19 protein-coding genes are annotated in these 15099 nt (G+C 31.6%); 15 read left to right on the forward strand and 4 right to left on the reverse strand.

Annotation, left to right across the window (positions count from 1 at the left end; translation table 11 throughout):
• The first annotated feature begins 3 nt into the window (after positions 1–3).
• The 6 genes from ACZ446_RS06570 (at position 4) to ACZ446_RS06595 (ending at position 6572) form a co-directional block, all read left to right on the forward strand.
• Positions 4–1113 carry a metallophosphoesterase family protein gene (locus tag ACZ446_RS06570; RefSeq protein WP_464394312.1) on the forward strand — a complete coding sequence of 370 codons (1110 nt, stop codon included), beginning with the start codon at positions 4–6 and terminating at the stop codon, positions 1111–1113.
• Positions 1110–3545 carry an ATP-binding protein gene (locus ACZ446_RS06575; RefSeq protein WP_464394313.1) on the forward strand — a complete coding sequence of 812 codons (2436 nt, stop codon included), beginning with the start codon at positions 1110–1112 and terminating at the stop codon, positions 3543–3545. The genes ACZ446_RS06570 and ACZ446_RS06575 overlap by 4 nt, the downstream gene beginning before the upstream one ends.
• 754 nt (positions 3546–4299) lie before the next feature.
• Positions 4300–4794 carry a hypothetical protein gene (locus ACZ446_RS06580; RefSeq protein WP_464394314.1) on the forward strand — a complete coding sequence of 165 codons (495 nt, stop codon included), beginning with the start codon at positions 4300–4302 and terminating at the stop codon, positions 4792–4794.
• A gap of 25 nt (positions 4795–4819) precedes the next feature.
• Entirely contained in the window at positions 4820–5983 is a 1164-nt protein-coding gene (locus tag ACZ446_RS06585; protein WP_464394315.1) for an RtcB family protein, read from the forward strand.
• Positions 5984–6012: 29 nt separating this feature from the next.
• Complete coding sequence (locus tag ACZ446_RS06590; protein ID WP_464394316.1) at positions 6013–6231, forward strand: HD domain-containing protein; 219 nt, start codon at positions 6013–6015, stop codon at positions 6229–6231.
• A gap of 176 nt (positions 6232–6407) precedes the next feature.
• Complete coding sequence (locus ACZ446_RS06595; protein ID WP_464394317.1) at positions 6408–6572, forward strand: hypothetical protein; 165 nt, start codon at positions 6408–6410, stop codon at positions 6570–6572.
• A gap of 332 nt (positions 6573–6904) precedes the next feature.
• Here ACZ446_RS06595 and ACZ446_RS06600 read toward each other — a convergent pair whose 3' ends face one another.
• Positions 6905–7066 carry a hypothetical protein gene (locus tag ACZ446_RS06600; RefSeq protein WP_464394318.1) on the reverse strand — a complete coding sequence of 54 codons (162 nt, stop codon included), beginning with the start codon at positions 7064–7066 and terminating at the stop codon, positions 6905–6907.
• On the reverse strand, positions 7047–7199 hold the full coding sequence (locus ACZ446_RS06605) for a hypothetical protein (RefSeq protein WP_464394319.1): 153 nt from the start codon (positions 7197–7199) through the stop codon (positions 7047–7049). Before ACZ446_RS06605 ends, ACZ446_RS06600 begins: the two co-directional genes overlap by 20 nt.
• Positions 7200–8243: 1044 nt before the next feature.
• Here ACZ446_RS06605 and ACZ446_RS06610 point away from each other — a divergent pair.
• The 8 genes from ACZ446_RS06610 to ACZ446_RS06645 all read left to right on the forward strand — a co-directional run bounded on the left by ACZ446_RS06610 (position 8244) and on the right by ACZ446_RS06645 (position 12381).
• Positions 8244–8510, forward strand: a complete 267-nt coding sequence (locus ACZ446_RS06610; protein ID WP_464394320.1) for a DUF975 family protein — start codon at positions 8244–8246, stop codon at positions 8508–8510.
• Between the two features lie 45 nt (positions 8511–8555).
• On the forward strand, positions 8556–9194 hold the full coding sequence (locus ACZ446_RS06615; RefSeq protein WP_464394321.1) for a GTP pyrophosphokinase: 639 nt from the start codon (positions 8556–8558) through the stop codon (positions 9192–9194).
• Positions 9195–9210: 16 nt separating this feature from the next.
• On the forward strand, positions 9211–9951 hold the full coding sequence (locus ACZ446_RS06620; protein WP_464394322.1) for a pirin family protein: 741 nt from the start codon (positions 9211–9213) through the stop codon (positions 9949–9951).
• A gap of 31 nt (positions 9952–9982) precedes the next feature.
• On the forward strand, positions 9983–10099 hold the full coding sequence (locus tag ACZ446_RS06625; protein ID WP_464394323.1) for a hypothetical protein: 117 nt from the start codon (positions 9983–9985) through the stop codon (positions 10097–10099).
• A gap of 213 nt (positions 10100–10312) precedes the next feature.
• Entirely contained in the window at positions 10313–10765 is a 453-nt protein-coding gene (locus ACZ446_RS06630) for an SDR family NAD(P)-dependent oxidoreductase (protein ID WP_464394324.1), read from the forward strand.
• On the forward strand, positions 10716–11138 hold the full coding sequence (locus ACZ446_RS06635; RefSeq protein WP_464394325.1) for an SDR family NAD(P)-dependent oxidoreductase: 423 nt from the start codon (positions 10716–10718) through the stop codon (positions 11136–11138). Before ACZ446_RS06630 ends, ACZ446_RS06635 begins: the two co-directional genes overlap by 50 nt.
• Before the next feature lie 60 nt (positions 11139–11198).
• Entirely contained in the window at positions 11199–12188 is a 990-nt protein-coding gene (locus ACZ446_RS06640) for a TraB/GumN family protein (protein WP_464394326.1), read from the forward strand.
• Complete coding sequence (locus ACZ446_RS06645) at positions 12169–12381, forward strand: hypothetical protein (RefSeq protein ID WP_464394327.1); 213 nt, start codon at positions 12169–12171, stop codon at positions 12379–12381. The genes ACZ446_RS06640 and ACZ446_RS06645 overlap by 20 nt, the downstream gene beginning before the upstream one ends.
• Before the next feature lie 96 nt (positions 12382–12477).
• On the opposite strand, the gene ACZ446_RS06650 is transcribed toward ACZ446_RS06645, so the two are convergent.
• The gene (locus tag ACZ446_RS06650) at positions 12478–12993 is read right to left on the reverse strand and encodes a fasciclin domain-containing protein (RefSeq protein ID WP_464394328.1); all 516 of its coding nucleotides are present in this window, start codon (positions 12991–12993) and stop codon (positions 12478–12480) included.
• A gap of 55 nt (positions 12994–13048) precedes the next feature.
• Complete coding sequence (locus ACZ446_RS06655; RefSeq protein ID WP_464394329.1) at positions 13049–13564, reverse strand: fasciclin domain-containing protein; 516 nt, start codon at positions 13562–13564, stop codon at positions 13049–13051.
• A gap of 242 nt (positions 13565–13806) precedes the next feature.
• On the opposite strand from ACZ446_RS06655, the gene ACZ446_RS06660 reads away from it, so the two are divergent.
• Positions 13807–15090: a homoserine dehydrogenase gene (locus tag ACZ446_RS06660; protein WP_464394330.1), complete on the forward strand. Its 1284-nt coding sequence runs from the start codon at positions 13807–13809 to the stop codon at positions 15088–15090.
• Positions 15091–15099 lie beyond the last annotated feature (9 nt).

Consider the following 15099-nt stretch of genomic DNA (forward strand, 5'->3'; position numbering starts at 1 on the left):
AAAATGGCTTTAAAGATAGTGCATACAGGTGATATTCACCTTGGAATGAAATTTAATCAGTATCCTCAAATTAGTGAGCAGCTTGAAAATGCAAGATACCAGGCTTTAGAAAATGTGGTAAAAGAAGCAAATCAAAGAAATGCAAATCTGATTGCAGTAGCCGGAGATCTTTTTGATAAGACAAATATTAAAAGTGCTGATATAAAGAAGACTATAGATATTTTAGATAACTTTGCCGGAGATGCTGTTCTGATATTGCCAGGTAATCATGATTATAGTGATGGAATAACTAAGCTTTGGGATAAATTTAGAGAAGAACTGACAGGTAAGATAATTATTTTAGATGAGAAAAGGATCTACAAGCTGCATGATTTTCAAATTCCAGCTGCCATTTATCCCGCTCCCTGTGAGACTAAACTTTCTGCTGAAAATAACTTGGGGTGGATTAAAAATTTAGACAGCAGGGATAAAGTGGATTATCAAATAGCCCTTGCTCATGGAGCTCTAGCAGGTTTTTCACCTGATTTAAATGACAATTATTTTAAAATGAGTCGAGAAGAATTATTAGATATTGAAATGGACATCTGGTTATTAGGGCATTCTCATCTTTCCTATCCCAATCAGGATAAAGTTATCAATCATAAAATATTTAATAATGGAACACCGGAGCCTGATGGTATGGACTGCAGTCATCCAGGTTATGCCTGGTATATTGAGTTAAATAAAGCAAAAGAGATTAAGGCAGAAAGAATTTTAACAGGAAATTATCATTTTTCAGATTTAGCAAAAGAAGTCAACAATCAGGCTGAACTGGAAAATCTAGTTGAGCAGATACTTAACAAGAGCCCAGAAACAAAAATTTTACGATTAAAACTTAGAGGAGAACTTCCTCGAGAAGAATTTAAAGTAAAAGATAAAATTCTTAGAAAACTAAGGGATAGATGCTTTTACACTAAAATTGATCAAAGTAATTTAGAAATGAAAATAGATCGAGAAATTATAAGAGAAGAATTTTCTGAGAACTCATTTCCCTATCAACTTTTAACTGAATTAGAGAACGATAATCAGGCTCTGCATTTAGCCTATAAAATGCTGAAGGAGGTCCAGGATTGAAAATAAAAAATTTTGCTGTCGAAATATTTGCTGGTATCAATAACAGAAGCTATCAGTTTGAAGATGGCTTAAATATTTTGTTAGGAAATAATGAAGCAGGTAAAAGTACCATTATAAATGCAATTTATGCCTCTTTATTTATTCAGCCCCAGCTAAAGTTAAATACTAAAGAGGGAAAAGAATTTGATCAAAAATTTCTTCCCTATCCTGATGGCGACTTTGCTGAGGCAGAATTGAAAATTGAAGCCGATAATTTAGAATATAAATTCTATAAAAAATGGAGTAACAACAATTATGCCGGATATCTTGAGTTAGCTGATGGTAGAAGGATAGAAAGTCCTACAAAAATTGCAGATTATAAAAAAGATATTTTTCCTTATGCCAAAAGCACCTATAATAATATTGTTTTCAGCAGCCAGCAGAATATAAAATCTACCTTAGAAAGGATTAATTCAGCTGAGAGCCCTGAATTAATTGATACAATTAATTCTTTTTTGAGAAAGGCAGTAATGGAATTAGATGGAGTTTCTATTGATAAATTTCGCAGCCAGCTAGAATCAGAGCTTGATCAGCTGACAAAAAAGTGGGATTTAAAGTCTGACTCAGTTAAAAATAGCGCCCGCGGAGTAAATAATCCTTATCAAGTTGGGACCGGAGAAATTTATGACAGTTATATTGCTAAGGAAAAGTTGAGACAAAAACTGCAGCAAAGTAAAATTAATGAGAACAGATTTGAAAAACTAAGTGCTGAAATAAAAGAACTGAAAGCTGAAGAACAAGAATTAATAGAAAAGATCGAAAATCTCTCAGCAGTAGAAGCTGAAATTAATCAGCGAGCAGCAGTTGAGTTAGAATTAAAAAATTTGGAAGAAATAATTAAAAAATTAAGCAGTGATACTAAAAAATGGCCTGAGATCAATCAAGAACTTACAGAAGCTGAAAAAAAATATAAAAAAATAACTGAGCGAATGAAAAAGTTAGAAGCTGAGAAAAATAGAGCAGAAAAATTAGCTCAAAAGCAAGAATTAGAAAAAAGAACTGCTAAAATTAAAGAACTAAAAACTGAAATAAAAGCTATGAAAAAAACAATCTCTGAGGCTGTTATTAATAACAAGCTAGTTGATGATTTAGAAAAATATAAGAATAAAATTGCAGAGAGCAGAGCTGCTATCAAGGCTTCTAAATTGAAAGCTAGAATAAATTTTTCAGCAGCAGATAATATTAAGATAATTACTGGTGTAGAGGGAGAAAAAAACATTGTAGAAGGTGAAGTTATAGAAGCTGATGGCTATCTGCGGATTAAAACTGATCAGTTTGATATTGAAATCGAGTCAGCAGAAATAGATTTTTCTAAATTAAAACAAGAATATGAAGAAAATAAAAATAAATTTGAGGAGCTTAAAGATAAATTAAAGATTGAAAACTTAACTGAGGCCAGAACAAAATTGGCAGAATTAAATAACTTAAAAAGAAAAATTAAAGAAAACAAAGCTCGAGTTGATGAGCTTTTGGCAGCAGATAAGTTAGAAGAATTAGAAAAACAATTAAGCAGCCTAAATAATATAGAGAGTGCAAGAGACTTAGAAAAAATAAATGGAGAGCTTGAAGAGTTAAAAAATAAAGCTTCAGATTTAACTACAGAAATTAAAATTAAGGAAAATAAAATTGAAGAATGGAAAGAAGAATATCAGAGTCTGACCGCACTTGAATTAGATTTAACAGAAAAAAATGAAAGAAAATTCGAATTAAAAAAAGAGCTCAAAAATCTTTCAGCTTTACCAGAAGACTATCAAAATGCTGAAGAGTTTATAAGTGATTTGAAAGCAAAAAGAGAGCGAAGAGAAAATATAAATCAAAGTTTACGTGAAAAGTTAGATGAGCATAAAGATTTAGAAAACAGCTTACCTGAGGCCAGCAGCCGAGAAATGGAAAACGAATTAAATGAGTTGGAAAATAATTTCATAAAACTAAAAGAAAAGGCAGCTAGTTTAATTAAAATCAAAGAAGTTTTTGAAAAGAAATTAAAAGAAATGGATGAAAATTCATTTGACCCACTAGTTAAAAGTTTTAATAAGAATTTAAAACAGCTGACAGCTGGAAAATACAGACAGGCGCTGATAGAAAAAGATTTTTCTATCAAACTAAAGTCAGAGCAGAGAAGAGAACTTCCGGGTAATCTGGATCTCCTATCATATGGAACCTATGATGCAGCAGCTTTAGCTTTTAGATTTGCAATCTTTGATAACTTATTTGCTAATTATGGAGGTTTTATAATCTTAGATGACTGTCTTGTTAATTTAGACCCTGAGCGCAAAAGAAATGCAGTAAAGCTGATTAATGAATACCAGAAAAAATATCAAATAATTTATACAACCTGTGATCCACAAACAGCGGCTGAACTTAAAGGTAATATAATTCAGGTAGAAGATTAGTAGACTTCAGCATTTTAATAAAAAATAACATAGAAGAGTGAAAAGGCATTAAAAAAAATCGCATATAATTATATGCGATAAATTAAAAATTATTAAATTTTGACATAAAAAATCAAGGTTCTGACGAATCTTTCTCGATCTCCTGTTTACAGTTTGCCTTTTTACTCTTCTTATTTTTTCGTTTTATTTTAGATTTAGTCCTCCACTACTATCTTTGATTTGCTCAAAGTTATCATTAAAGAAAGCGATCCCTTAACAATTTCTTTTTGCTTACCATTAATAGTAACTTCTTCGGAATTGATCATCATCAAACCTAATTAACACCTGATCAATTTTGATGTTCCTTTGAACTTCTTTCTAAATCTTAAATAAACTTACTTAAATAAGAATTTCAAAACACTACTTTTAAACATTTAATCTTAGGACTTCCTCAGAACCTTGTAAGTACATTATAGACTCCTTTCCTATAAAACGCAAGGTCGAAAAATGTCGATTTAACTAAATTAAATCTTAATATCTTCCATTTTTAAACAAATGCTAATTATAGCGTCAATTTTCAGAAAATAATCCCTTTTTAAATTATTTTAAAGAAGTTATAAAAGTTTAATTATTTTATCGATTTTAAATACAGTTTTAATATTCTAAATCAATGTTAATTAACTTATTTACAGTAATTTAAATTAATGCTAAACTAATAATAGAAATTAATTATAGATAAAATAATAGAATAACATCCAAAAAGGAGACAACTAACATGAAAATAAAAAATTTAAGCCATACTGCCTTTAGTCTGGCCTTAATTTTTATTTCTTTTATGCTTTTTAGAGGCAGCACAAATATAGTTAATGCTGTTACTGTACCAACTATAATGTATTTAAATTACATAAAGTTTTCCCTGAAGGAATATTTGGCTTTAATTATTATAACTTTAGCCTTTTCTATTTTATTTTTCTTTCAGCAGATATTTTTTATCTTTCTATATGCTTTGCTAGGAATAGTAATGGCAAAATTATTCCATGGAGATCATAAAAAACTTTTTAAAATAATATTTTTAACAAAAATTTTTGCAGTTGGATTCTTTTTAACCTTAAATTTAACAGATCTTATTTTAGGTACTGCTTTACAGCCAATGCTGCTTTCCATAATGGGGGGTAATGTTCTATTCCTGGTTTTATTTTATTTAGTTAATTCACTTTTAGTTTCTCTTGCTCTTAATTTCTTTGTACCTCAAATTGAAGCCAGAATTTAGAATAACAAAACAGGAGGAATTTTATATGGATAAAGCAGCTAATTATTTTACAGTCGAAGGAAAATACAATCAGGCTAAAGTTTTTTCGCTAACTAGAGATCAAACTGCAGTGGATCAGATTCAAAAAATCTGCAGTAATGCTGCCTATAAAAATTCTAAAATTAGAATTATGCCTGATTATCACCCTGGCCTTGGTAGTGTGATTGGTTTTACAGCAACTCTTGCAGATAGAATTATTCCAAATACGGTTGGGGTTGATATTAACTGCGGCATGCATACATCTAAGTTAGGTAATATTGACATCAACTTTAAGCTGCTTGATAAGTTTATCCGCAGCAGTATTCCTCATGGTTTTAAACATAACAAAAACATTAGTCAAAAAATACCAGCTGAATTAGAAAAAGAAATAGAAACTATTTCTGCAAAACTCGACTTAGATGCTGAAAATCAGCTTAAAGGTGTTGGCAGTCTTGGGGGAGGAAATCACTTTATTGAAATAAACGAGGATCAGGAGGGAAATAAATATCTGGTTATTCACAGTGGTTCTCGTAATTTTGGGCTGCAGATTTGTAATTATCATCAGCAGCGTGCTTATAAATACTGCAGCAACAAATATAAAGAGGTTAATGAGCCGGAATTAAAAGAAGAATATAATTTAAATAAATCTGATTCTTTTTTAGAAGGAAAAGCAGCAGCCGAATATTATCAAGACATGAAAATAGCTCAAAAATATGCTGATTTAAATAGAAAAATTATTGCTGAAAGAATATTAAACTTTTTAGATTTAAAACCACAGTTTAGTTTTCAAACTAGACATAATTATATTAATTTTGAAGATAATATTATCCGAAAAGGAGCAGTATCTGCCCATAAAGATGAAAAGTTACTAATACCTTTAAATATGAGAGATGGAAGCATTTTAGCCAGGGGATTGGGTAATCCGGATTGGAATTACTCTGCTCCTCATGGTGCAGGCAGGGTTTTATCAAGAACCCAGGCGAGAAAAGAGCTTTCACTGCAAGAGTTCAGAAAGACAATGCGTGATGTTTATTCTACTTCTGTTAAAAAAAGTACAATAGATGAATCTCCTTTTGCCTATAAATCAGCAGAAGAAATATTAATACCAATTAAAGAGAGTATTCAAGTAATAGAAGTTTTAAAGCCTTTATATAATTTTAAATCAAGCTAAATTAAACTAACTTCAGAGAGGTGATATTTATGTATTCAAATAAATTAGTAGCCCGGGCAATGGAATATGCTGCTCAGCATCATCGGGGAGGAACCCGCAAAGGTGGAGATATTCCTTATATTGTTCATCCCTTTGAAGTTGCAATGATTTTAAAAGAAAATTCTTTTGAAGATAAAATTGTAGCAGCCGGCCTGCTGCATGACTTATTGGAAGATACTGCTGTTTCTAAGTCAGATTTAGAAGCATGAGTTTGGAGCTGAGATTTTGGAATTGGTTATATCAGCTTCAGAAAAGTTAAAAGGAAGAGAAGCAAGAAGCTGGCAGTCAAGAAAAGAACAGACAATTAAAATATCTAAGTCAGGAAGCAAATTTCATTAATAAAGCAATTGCTTGTGCTGATAAACTAACTAATGCGCGCAGTATTTTGAGGGATCTTGAAAAGAGTCCTAAAAATTTCTGGCAGAGATTTACCGCTCCTAAAGAAAGGCAGAAATGGTATTATGAATCGCTAGTTCAGAGCCTTAATGAATTGGAAGGATTAAAAATGTATGCTGAGTTTAAAGCGGTTGTTGCTAAAATTTTTTCTTAAAGAAAATCATATGTTTTTTCGAAGTAAAACCCGCTTATTAATCTAATCGGTTCTAAATAAGAGCAGATTTTAAAGCGGGTTTTTTATTATTTACATATAGACAATATAAACTAATAAACCATGACAGATAGCCTAAAACAATTGTAATATAGGCAAATATTTTATGAAGTTTTAAGTTTAATCTGGGATTAATATTAAATATTTTTCTAAAAAATCTGATACCTAATAAGAAGGTTATTAAAAGAGATGTCAGAGCACTTATGCCTAAAGGAATAATCCACTGTCCCACAGCAGCCTCCTTTCATAAACTCAGAAGCTAAATAGAAAGAAAATTATTCGAGAGTTATTTCAGTTTCTCTGCTGCCAAATTTATTACATTCTGCAACCAAACGGATTGTATCACCTGATTTTGCACCAGGGATCATATAGTGTAAATATTGAACTTCATTATCAGTCTGCATAATAAAACTTTGTTCAATTTGCAAAATTGTCATTTAAGAAGACTTCAACATTGTTTACAAAATGGTCAGTATTATCATTCGAATTATGAGGGACAGTAACTTCAAGCATATTATTTTCAGCATTAAAAGACATTTCTATTATTTCCAGGCGGATGAGCATAGACATTAAATGTCAGAATAAAAACCAGAATAACACTAAATAACAAAAGCTTTTTCATAATAATTAACCCCTTTCTAATAATTAATGTTCTTGTTTATATAATTTGCCATAATTATTATAATTCCTGCATTGATATTTTATTTTTAAAAAAGTATAGTACTTTACTTGACTTTATAAGTAAAAGTTGTATAATATATCTACGGTTATATAACAACCTATAATAATACTATAAGTTTATAAGAAAGGATGATAAATCATGAAAGAAATCATGAAAAAAATCTGCAGGTGCAGGTGCAGCCGTAGGTGCTATATCAGCATATGGTGCTTTTCTAGTCCAAATGTGGTCATAATATAGCAGCACTTAATAATTAAATATTCTAAAAGCTTAAGACCCGGCATTTATTTGTCGGGTCTCTTAAAATCTAGCTATTTCCACCTCTATTTTCTTAATTGAATATAGAGATTTTTTGTTTTAAAAAGGAATTTTAATTGGAATGTTGTAACTATTAATAAAGTAGGGTTTTTACTAAAAAACTGATTATACCTCAGTTAGTTTTAATATGGGCAAAAGCTTTATGAAAAATTTAAATCTTAATTTTTTTGAAAATAAATTAAAAGGAGATCTCAAAATGTGGAATCGATCTGATTTAAAAGAGAATGCAAAACTAAAATTAAAGGGATTTTTATTGGCCGTCTTTTTTAGTAAGTTTTATTCTGATTATCTCAGGAGGAAGTCATAACAAGCTTGATTTAGGAGGGTCTGGAGGTAGTACTGGGCCGACTAATGGTGATGATTTCACAATACAGCTTGCCTTATTTGCAGCAGCAGCTTTTTTAATTATTTGGGGCTTAAGAATTTTTCTTGGTTATATACTTGAAGTAGGAGGCAGAAAATATTTTATTGAACTGTGGAATGGTAATTCAGAGCTTTCATATCTCCTAAAATATTTTAACAAAAGATATTATAAAAACATTATTATTACACTATTGTTTAGGGGGATTTATATATTTTTATGGACACTTTTATTAATAATTCCAGGTATTATTAAAATGTATCAATACCGCTTTGTTCCATATATTTTGGCTGAAAATCCTGATTTAGATCATAACCAGGTTTTAAATCTCAGCCGTAAAATGACAGCTGGAGAAAAAATGGATATTTTTATTCTTGATCTTTCATTTATTGGTTGGTTTATTTTAGGTGCCTTATTTTTTGGAATTGGAATTTTATTTGTTCAGCCTTATTATGATGCAGTTAATGCTGAATTATATTTTAAGTTGAAAAACAATCTAGAAATCAAAGAAGAAAAAATTTAAATTATAATTAGATATTCAGACTTCATTTAATTGGGGGCAGTCATTATGGCAAACAGGAAAAAAGTAAATGAAGCAGTTATTTGGTATCAAAAAGAAAGACATAAATACATAAATTTAAAAGCAGAAGTAGAGATTATTTTAAGAGAAGCTTTGAAAGAAAATGATATTGCTTTTCACAGTATAAAAAGTAGAGTCAAATCTGTAAATAGTTTTAGAGAAAAGGCTCTTCGGCAAAAATATGATGATCCGGCAGCTGAAATAACCGATTTAGCAGGTATTAGAATCATAACTCTTTTTGAAAAGGAAATTCATCAAATTAGCGATATAATAAAAGAATTATTTAAAATTGATTTTGAAAAAAGTGAGGATAAGTCAGATCTGCTGGACGCTGATAAAATGGGTTACAAATCAATCCATTATATAGCAGAGTTGAATCAGGAAAAAATTCATGCTACTGATCTAGAAAAATTTACAGGAATAAAATTTGAGATCCAAATCAGAAGTATTCTTCAGCATGCCTGGGCTGAAATAGAGCATGACCGTAATTACAAGTTCAAAGGAAAGCTGCCAAAACATTTGCAGCGAAGGTTTTATGCTTTAGCTGGTATGCTGGAAATTGCCGATCGAGAGTTCAATACCTTGTCGGAAGAAGTTGAGAAATTTAGACAAAACAAAAATAATTAGAAATGAGGGATTTTAAATGTATAGAAAAGTAAAAGAGTATTTTAAAGGACGAGAAACTCAGGATGGAGCTGGTGTTAAACTTAGGCGATGTTTTGGCTATCATCAGATTCCTGATTTTGATCCCTTTTTAATGATGGACTTTTTTGATTCTACTAATCCTGAAGATTACAAAAAAGGTTTCCCCTGGCACCCACATCGAGGCATCGAAACTGTTACCTACCTGATTAAGGGAGAAATTGAACATGGTGACAGTATTGGCAATAGTGGTGTGATCAGAGATGGAGAATGTCAGTGGATGACAGCTGGCTCAGGTATTCTGCACCAGGAACTGCCTCAACCATCAGAGGAGATGCTTGGAGTTCAGGTCTGGTTAAACCTGGCAGCAGATAATAAAATGACTGAACCTCAATATGGAGATATTACTTCAGATATGATTCCGGTTTATCATGATGATCAGAAAAAGGTTCACATTATCGCAGGAGAATATCAAGGTTTAAGTGGTGATATTCAAAGAGCTGATACAAAGCCTACTTTTTTTGATGTTGAATTGGAGCCAGAAAGTGATTTTATTTTTGAACTACCAGAAGAATTTAATGCTTATGCCTTTTTAATTAGAGGAGAAGCTAATTTTGATCCTGTAAAAGAAGATTTTCGCAGTTATCCCCAGGGTGTGCTGTATGAAAATGGAAGCAAAATCAGGGTTAACACTGCAGATGAAAGAGCACGCTTTTTATTTTTAGCTGGAAAAAAAACTTGAAGAGCCAATAGCCTGGGGTGGACCAATTGTAATGAACAGCAGAGAGGAATTAAAGACTGCTTCCCAGGATCTAGATAACGGTACTTTTATTAAAAGGAAAAATGAGAAAAGAATTTCAGAAATTAATAAGTTTTATCAGGAAGATTAAATTAAAGAAAGCAGGTTTTTACCTGCTTTTTAAATTTTAATGAATTTTTTTCATTTATTAATCAATTTCAACTTCTTCTATCTTGGAATCAGCAGCATTCTTTTGATAAATTTTTTATATACTTATTATATTGCACAAAACTAGAAAAAATATCTAAAAGGTAAAAATCTAAATAAGCTATATGAAATAATTAAAAGAAAGGAAGGTTTATTTATGAAGCAAAAAGTTGTTTTAATAACAGGTGCCTCAAGTGGTATCGGACGTGCGGCAGCTAAAAAATTTCTTGAGCAGGGATATATAGTTTATGGAGCGGCCAGAACTGAAGCAGACCTCAGATACTTAACTGAGTATCAGGATGGCCATTATATTTTAATGGATATCACAGATGCTGAAATGAGAAAAGATTGTATAAATCAAATCATTGAGAACGAAGGTAAAATTGATATTCTAATAAATAATGCTGGCTATGGAGCTTATGGTGCGGTTGAAGAGGTGCCAATTGAAAAGGTAAGAGCTCAATTTGAAGTGAATGTTTTTGGTTTATCTGAGCTAACTAAATTAGTGATTCCACATATGAGAAATAAAAAGCAGGGTAGAATAATCAATATATCTTCGATTGCAGGTAAAAATATGGACTCCTCTAGGTGGCTGGTATCATGCCAGTAAATTTGCTCTAGAAGGTTTAAGTGATTGTCTTAGAAATGAGTTAAGAGAATTTGGAATTGATGTTATTTTAATTGAGCCAGGTGCAATTGAAACAAAATGGGCTGAAACAGCTGGTAAAAATCTACTTGAAAGCTCTGGCTCTGGGATCTATCAAAAAGATGCAGAAAGAAAAGCTGCAAAATATGAAGAGATGTATGGAGAAGGTGGGATGGCTGCTCAGCCTGAAAGTGTTGCTGCAGCTATCTTTAAAGCAGCTGAAAGTCCAAAACCTAAGGCAAGATATGCAGTTCCAGCCCATGCTAAACTAATTTTATTTTTTCGCTGGCTGCTGCCTGATAGATTATATGATTTTTTTACTAATAAGTTTTTTTGATAATTCTTTCATTAATGATATAATATATAAGTGAGAGAATTTTAAGAAGGAGCTGTTTTTATGGACGAAGACAATATTCAAAGACTTGAGTATGAGGGGAAAGAGATTATATTAATTCCTACTGCTCATATTTCGAAAAAAAGTGCAGAGCAGGTAAAAGAAGTTATTGAAACTGAAGAACCTGATAGTGTATGTGTAGAATTAGATGAACAAAGATATAGTTCTATTAATGATGAAGATAAATGGAATGAAATGAACATCTTTCAGGTTATCAAAGAAAAAAAATCTCTTTTATTGCTGGTTAATTTAATAATTAGTTCTTTTCAGAGTCGGATGGCTGAAAAACTGGGGATTAAATCTGGAGAAGAGATGAGGCAGGGGATTAAGTCGGCTAAAGAAGTTGGGGCTGAACTGGTACTTGCTGACCGCAATATTCAGATTACTTTTAAAAGAGTCTGGGCGGGACTTGGACTCTGGGAAAAGTTGAAGCTTATTTTTCAAATTATAACTATGCTTTTTGTTGACGAAGAAATAACAGAAGCTGAATTAGATGAGCTAAAAAATGGAGATGCTTTAAATATGATGCTGGAGGAAATGGAAAGAGTTTTCCTGGAATCAAAAAGCATTTGCTTGACGAAAGAGATCAATTTTTGGCTAATAAAAATAAAAAATGCTCCTGGAGAAAAAATTGTTGCTGTTTTAGGTGCAGCTCATGTACCTGGAGTTAAAAAAGAAATTTTTAAAGAACAGAACTTAGCTAAGATAACTAAAATACCTCCTAAAGCTAAATGGGGGAAAATATTTTCCTGGGGAATTCCAGCAGTTATTTTAGTGATTATTATTTCCAGTTTTATTAATAATACTAGTACAGGTATAGAAGTTACTAAAGCCTGGTTTATTTGGAATGGATCACTTTCAGCTTTGGGAGTTATTTTAGGTAGGGGTCATATTTTAACTGTACTCACAGCTTTTTTAGTTGCACCTCTAAGTTCTTTAAAACCCTACGCTTGCAGCAGGCTGGTTTGCCGGTTTGGCAGAAGCTTATCTTAAAAAGCCACAGGTAAAAGATTTTCAGAAGTTGTCTGAGGGCATTACGATTAAAGAAATTTATACAAATAAAGTAACTCACATTCTTCTAATTGTTATTCTTGCTAACTTAGGCAGTGTAATCGGAACTGCTGTTGGTGGTGCTAGTGTAATTAGAACATTTTTAGAATTTTTTAGTTTTTTAGGATTAGCTTAGTTTAAAATATAAAAGAACTAATAATAAAAACTCTTCTCAAAAATTATGAGAAGAGTTTTTGCTTGTGCTCTTGTGCTTCTATATATTTTAATTTAATTAAGGGATCAAAACAGCATCGATTACATGAATGACACCATTGCTGGCTTCAATATCTGTTGTTGTAACCTGAGCGTCATTGATATAAACCATACCATCTTCGATTGAAATCTCAATTTCTGCACCAGATAGTGTTTCTACCATAGCTCCGTCCATTGTTAAAACATCTTCCGCCATTACTTTGCCTGAAACTACATGATAAAGTAAAACATTTGAAAGCTGCTCTTTATCAGCAAGCAGACTGTCTAAATTACCTTCTGGTAGAGCTGCAAAAGCTGCATCTGTTGGTGCAAAAACTGTAAATGGACCTTCACCTTTAAGTGCGGATATTAAATCAGCTTCAGTTAATGCAGTTGCGAGAGTATTAAAATCATCAGCCTCTATAGCTGTATCTATGATATCCATTTTACTTCCACCATGTCCATTTGCCAGAACCATTAAATTAAGAGAAAATACTAAAGCCAGAACAATTAAAGCTACCATCAATTTCCTGGAATCAACTAAACCTTTTTTCATTTTCATTTCCTCCTTATTAATTTAATATAGACAACATAAGCTTATTTTTTTAAAATTAAGGGACTAAAACAGTATCGATTACATGAATGACACCATTGCTGGCTTCAATATCTGTTGTGATTACCTGTGCATCATTGATATAAACCATTCCATTTCTAATTGAAATTTCAATATCCTCTCCAAGCAGTGTTCCTACTTCTGCTCCATCCATAGTTAAAACATCTTCAGCCATTACCTTACCGGAAACTACGTGATATAAAAGTACATTTGCTAACTGTTCTTTGTCAGCTAATAAACCTTCTAATACACCCTCAGGTAGTGCTGCAAAAGCTGCATCTGTTGGTGCAAAAACTGTAAATGGTCCATCACCTTTAAGTGCTGCTACTAAATCTGCTTCAATAACTGCAGTAACTAAAGTATTAAAGTCATCTGCCTCCAGAGCCACATCTAAAACATCAGGTCCACTACTTCCATATCCATATGCCAAAACCATAAAATTAAGAGAAAAAACTAAAGCCAGAACAATTAAAGCTACCATCAGTTTTTGAGAATTAAATAAACTTTTTTTCATTTTTTTATCCTCCCTAATTAAGTTTTGTACAATTTAATTTTGATAAATACAATATACCACCATTTATTTTACTTGTCAATAGGAATAATTATTATTTTTGATAATTGTATTCTAGTAAACAATTTTGTTCAAAAAATGAGTATAAATTTTCTCAAATGGTCGACATTTTAACAGCTTATTGATATAATATTTAGTAATGCAGAAGATAGAAGCAAGCAATATAATTACAGGAGGTTATAAAATTGCTTAAATTAGGAATTTTAGGATTAGGAACAGTAGGTAGTGGAGTAGTTAAGATTTTAGAAAAGAATGCTGAGAACATAAAAAATAAGGTTGGAACTGAAGTAAAGATAAAAAAAATACTCGTCAACAACCTTAACAAGAAAAGGGACATTGAGATCAAAAGGGATTTATTAACTGATAGAGTTGAGGATATAATTGATAACCCTGAAATCGATATTGTCGTAGAATTAATCGGTGGTGAACAACCGGCTTATGATTACATTATTCGATCCATTGAAAATGGTAAAAGTATTGTTACAGCAAATAAACTTGTAATTGCCAAATATGGCAAAAGGATTTTTAGAAAAGCAGATGAAAACAATGTTCAGGTTTGTTATGAAGGAAGTGTAGCTGGGGGGCTGCCAATTGTTAGACCTCTTCAGAATTCACTTGCTGCAAACAGAATAGAAAAAATTTATGGTATTTTAAATGGAACAACTAACTATATTTTAACTGACATGAGTAAAAACCAGAAGGATTTTGATGAATCTTTAAAAAATGCTCAGGAACTCGGCTTTGCTGAAGCTGATCCCACCTCAGATATAGATGGTCATGATGCAGCTTATAAAATTACTATCTTATCTTCTCTGGCTTTTGAGAGATTTGTTGATGTAAGAGATGTTTATGTTGAAGGTATTAGAGAAATTAAAAGTGCTGATTTAGAACTTGCACATGAAATGGGATATGTTATTAAACTGCTGGCTATTGCTAAAAATGGAGAGGATGGAGTTGACATTCGAGTTCATCCAGCATTTGTGCCGGAAGATCATCCGATTGCCATGATTAATGGTACTTATAACTGTGTTTATTTACATGGTGATGCAGTAGGACAGGTAATGTCAACTGCCAGAGGAGCAGGACAAATGCCAACTGGAAGTGCTGTAACAGCAGATATTATTCAGGTTGCAAAAGATATTAATTATAATCAGCGTGAAGTTCAGCGCATGGATTCATTTTTAGAAAGTAATGTAACTGACATTGATGAAATTGAAAACAGTTTTTATTTACGTTTTGAGGTAGAAGATAAGCCGGGTGTGTTATCTCACATCACTAAAATTTTTGGTGATAATAATGTCAGCCTTGCTTCAGTTCTTCAAAAACAGAAAAATAATCCGATTGTTCCTTTAGTTTTTATTACTCATCATGTAAAAGAAAAGGATCTTAAAAAATCACTGGCTGAAATTAAGAACCTTGATGATGTAATTGAAATTAATAGTGTGATTAGAGTTGAAGATGATCTTTAAAATATATTC

Source organism: Halanaerobium sehlinense (assembly GCF_055379485.1).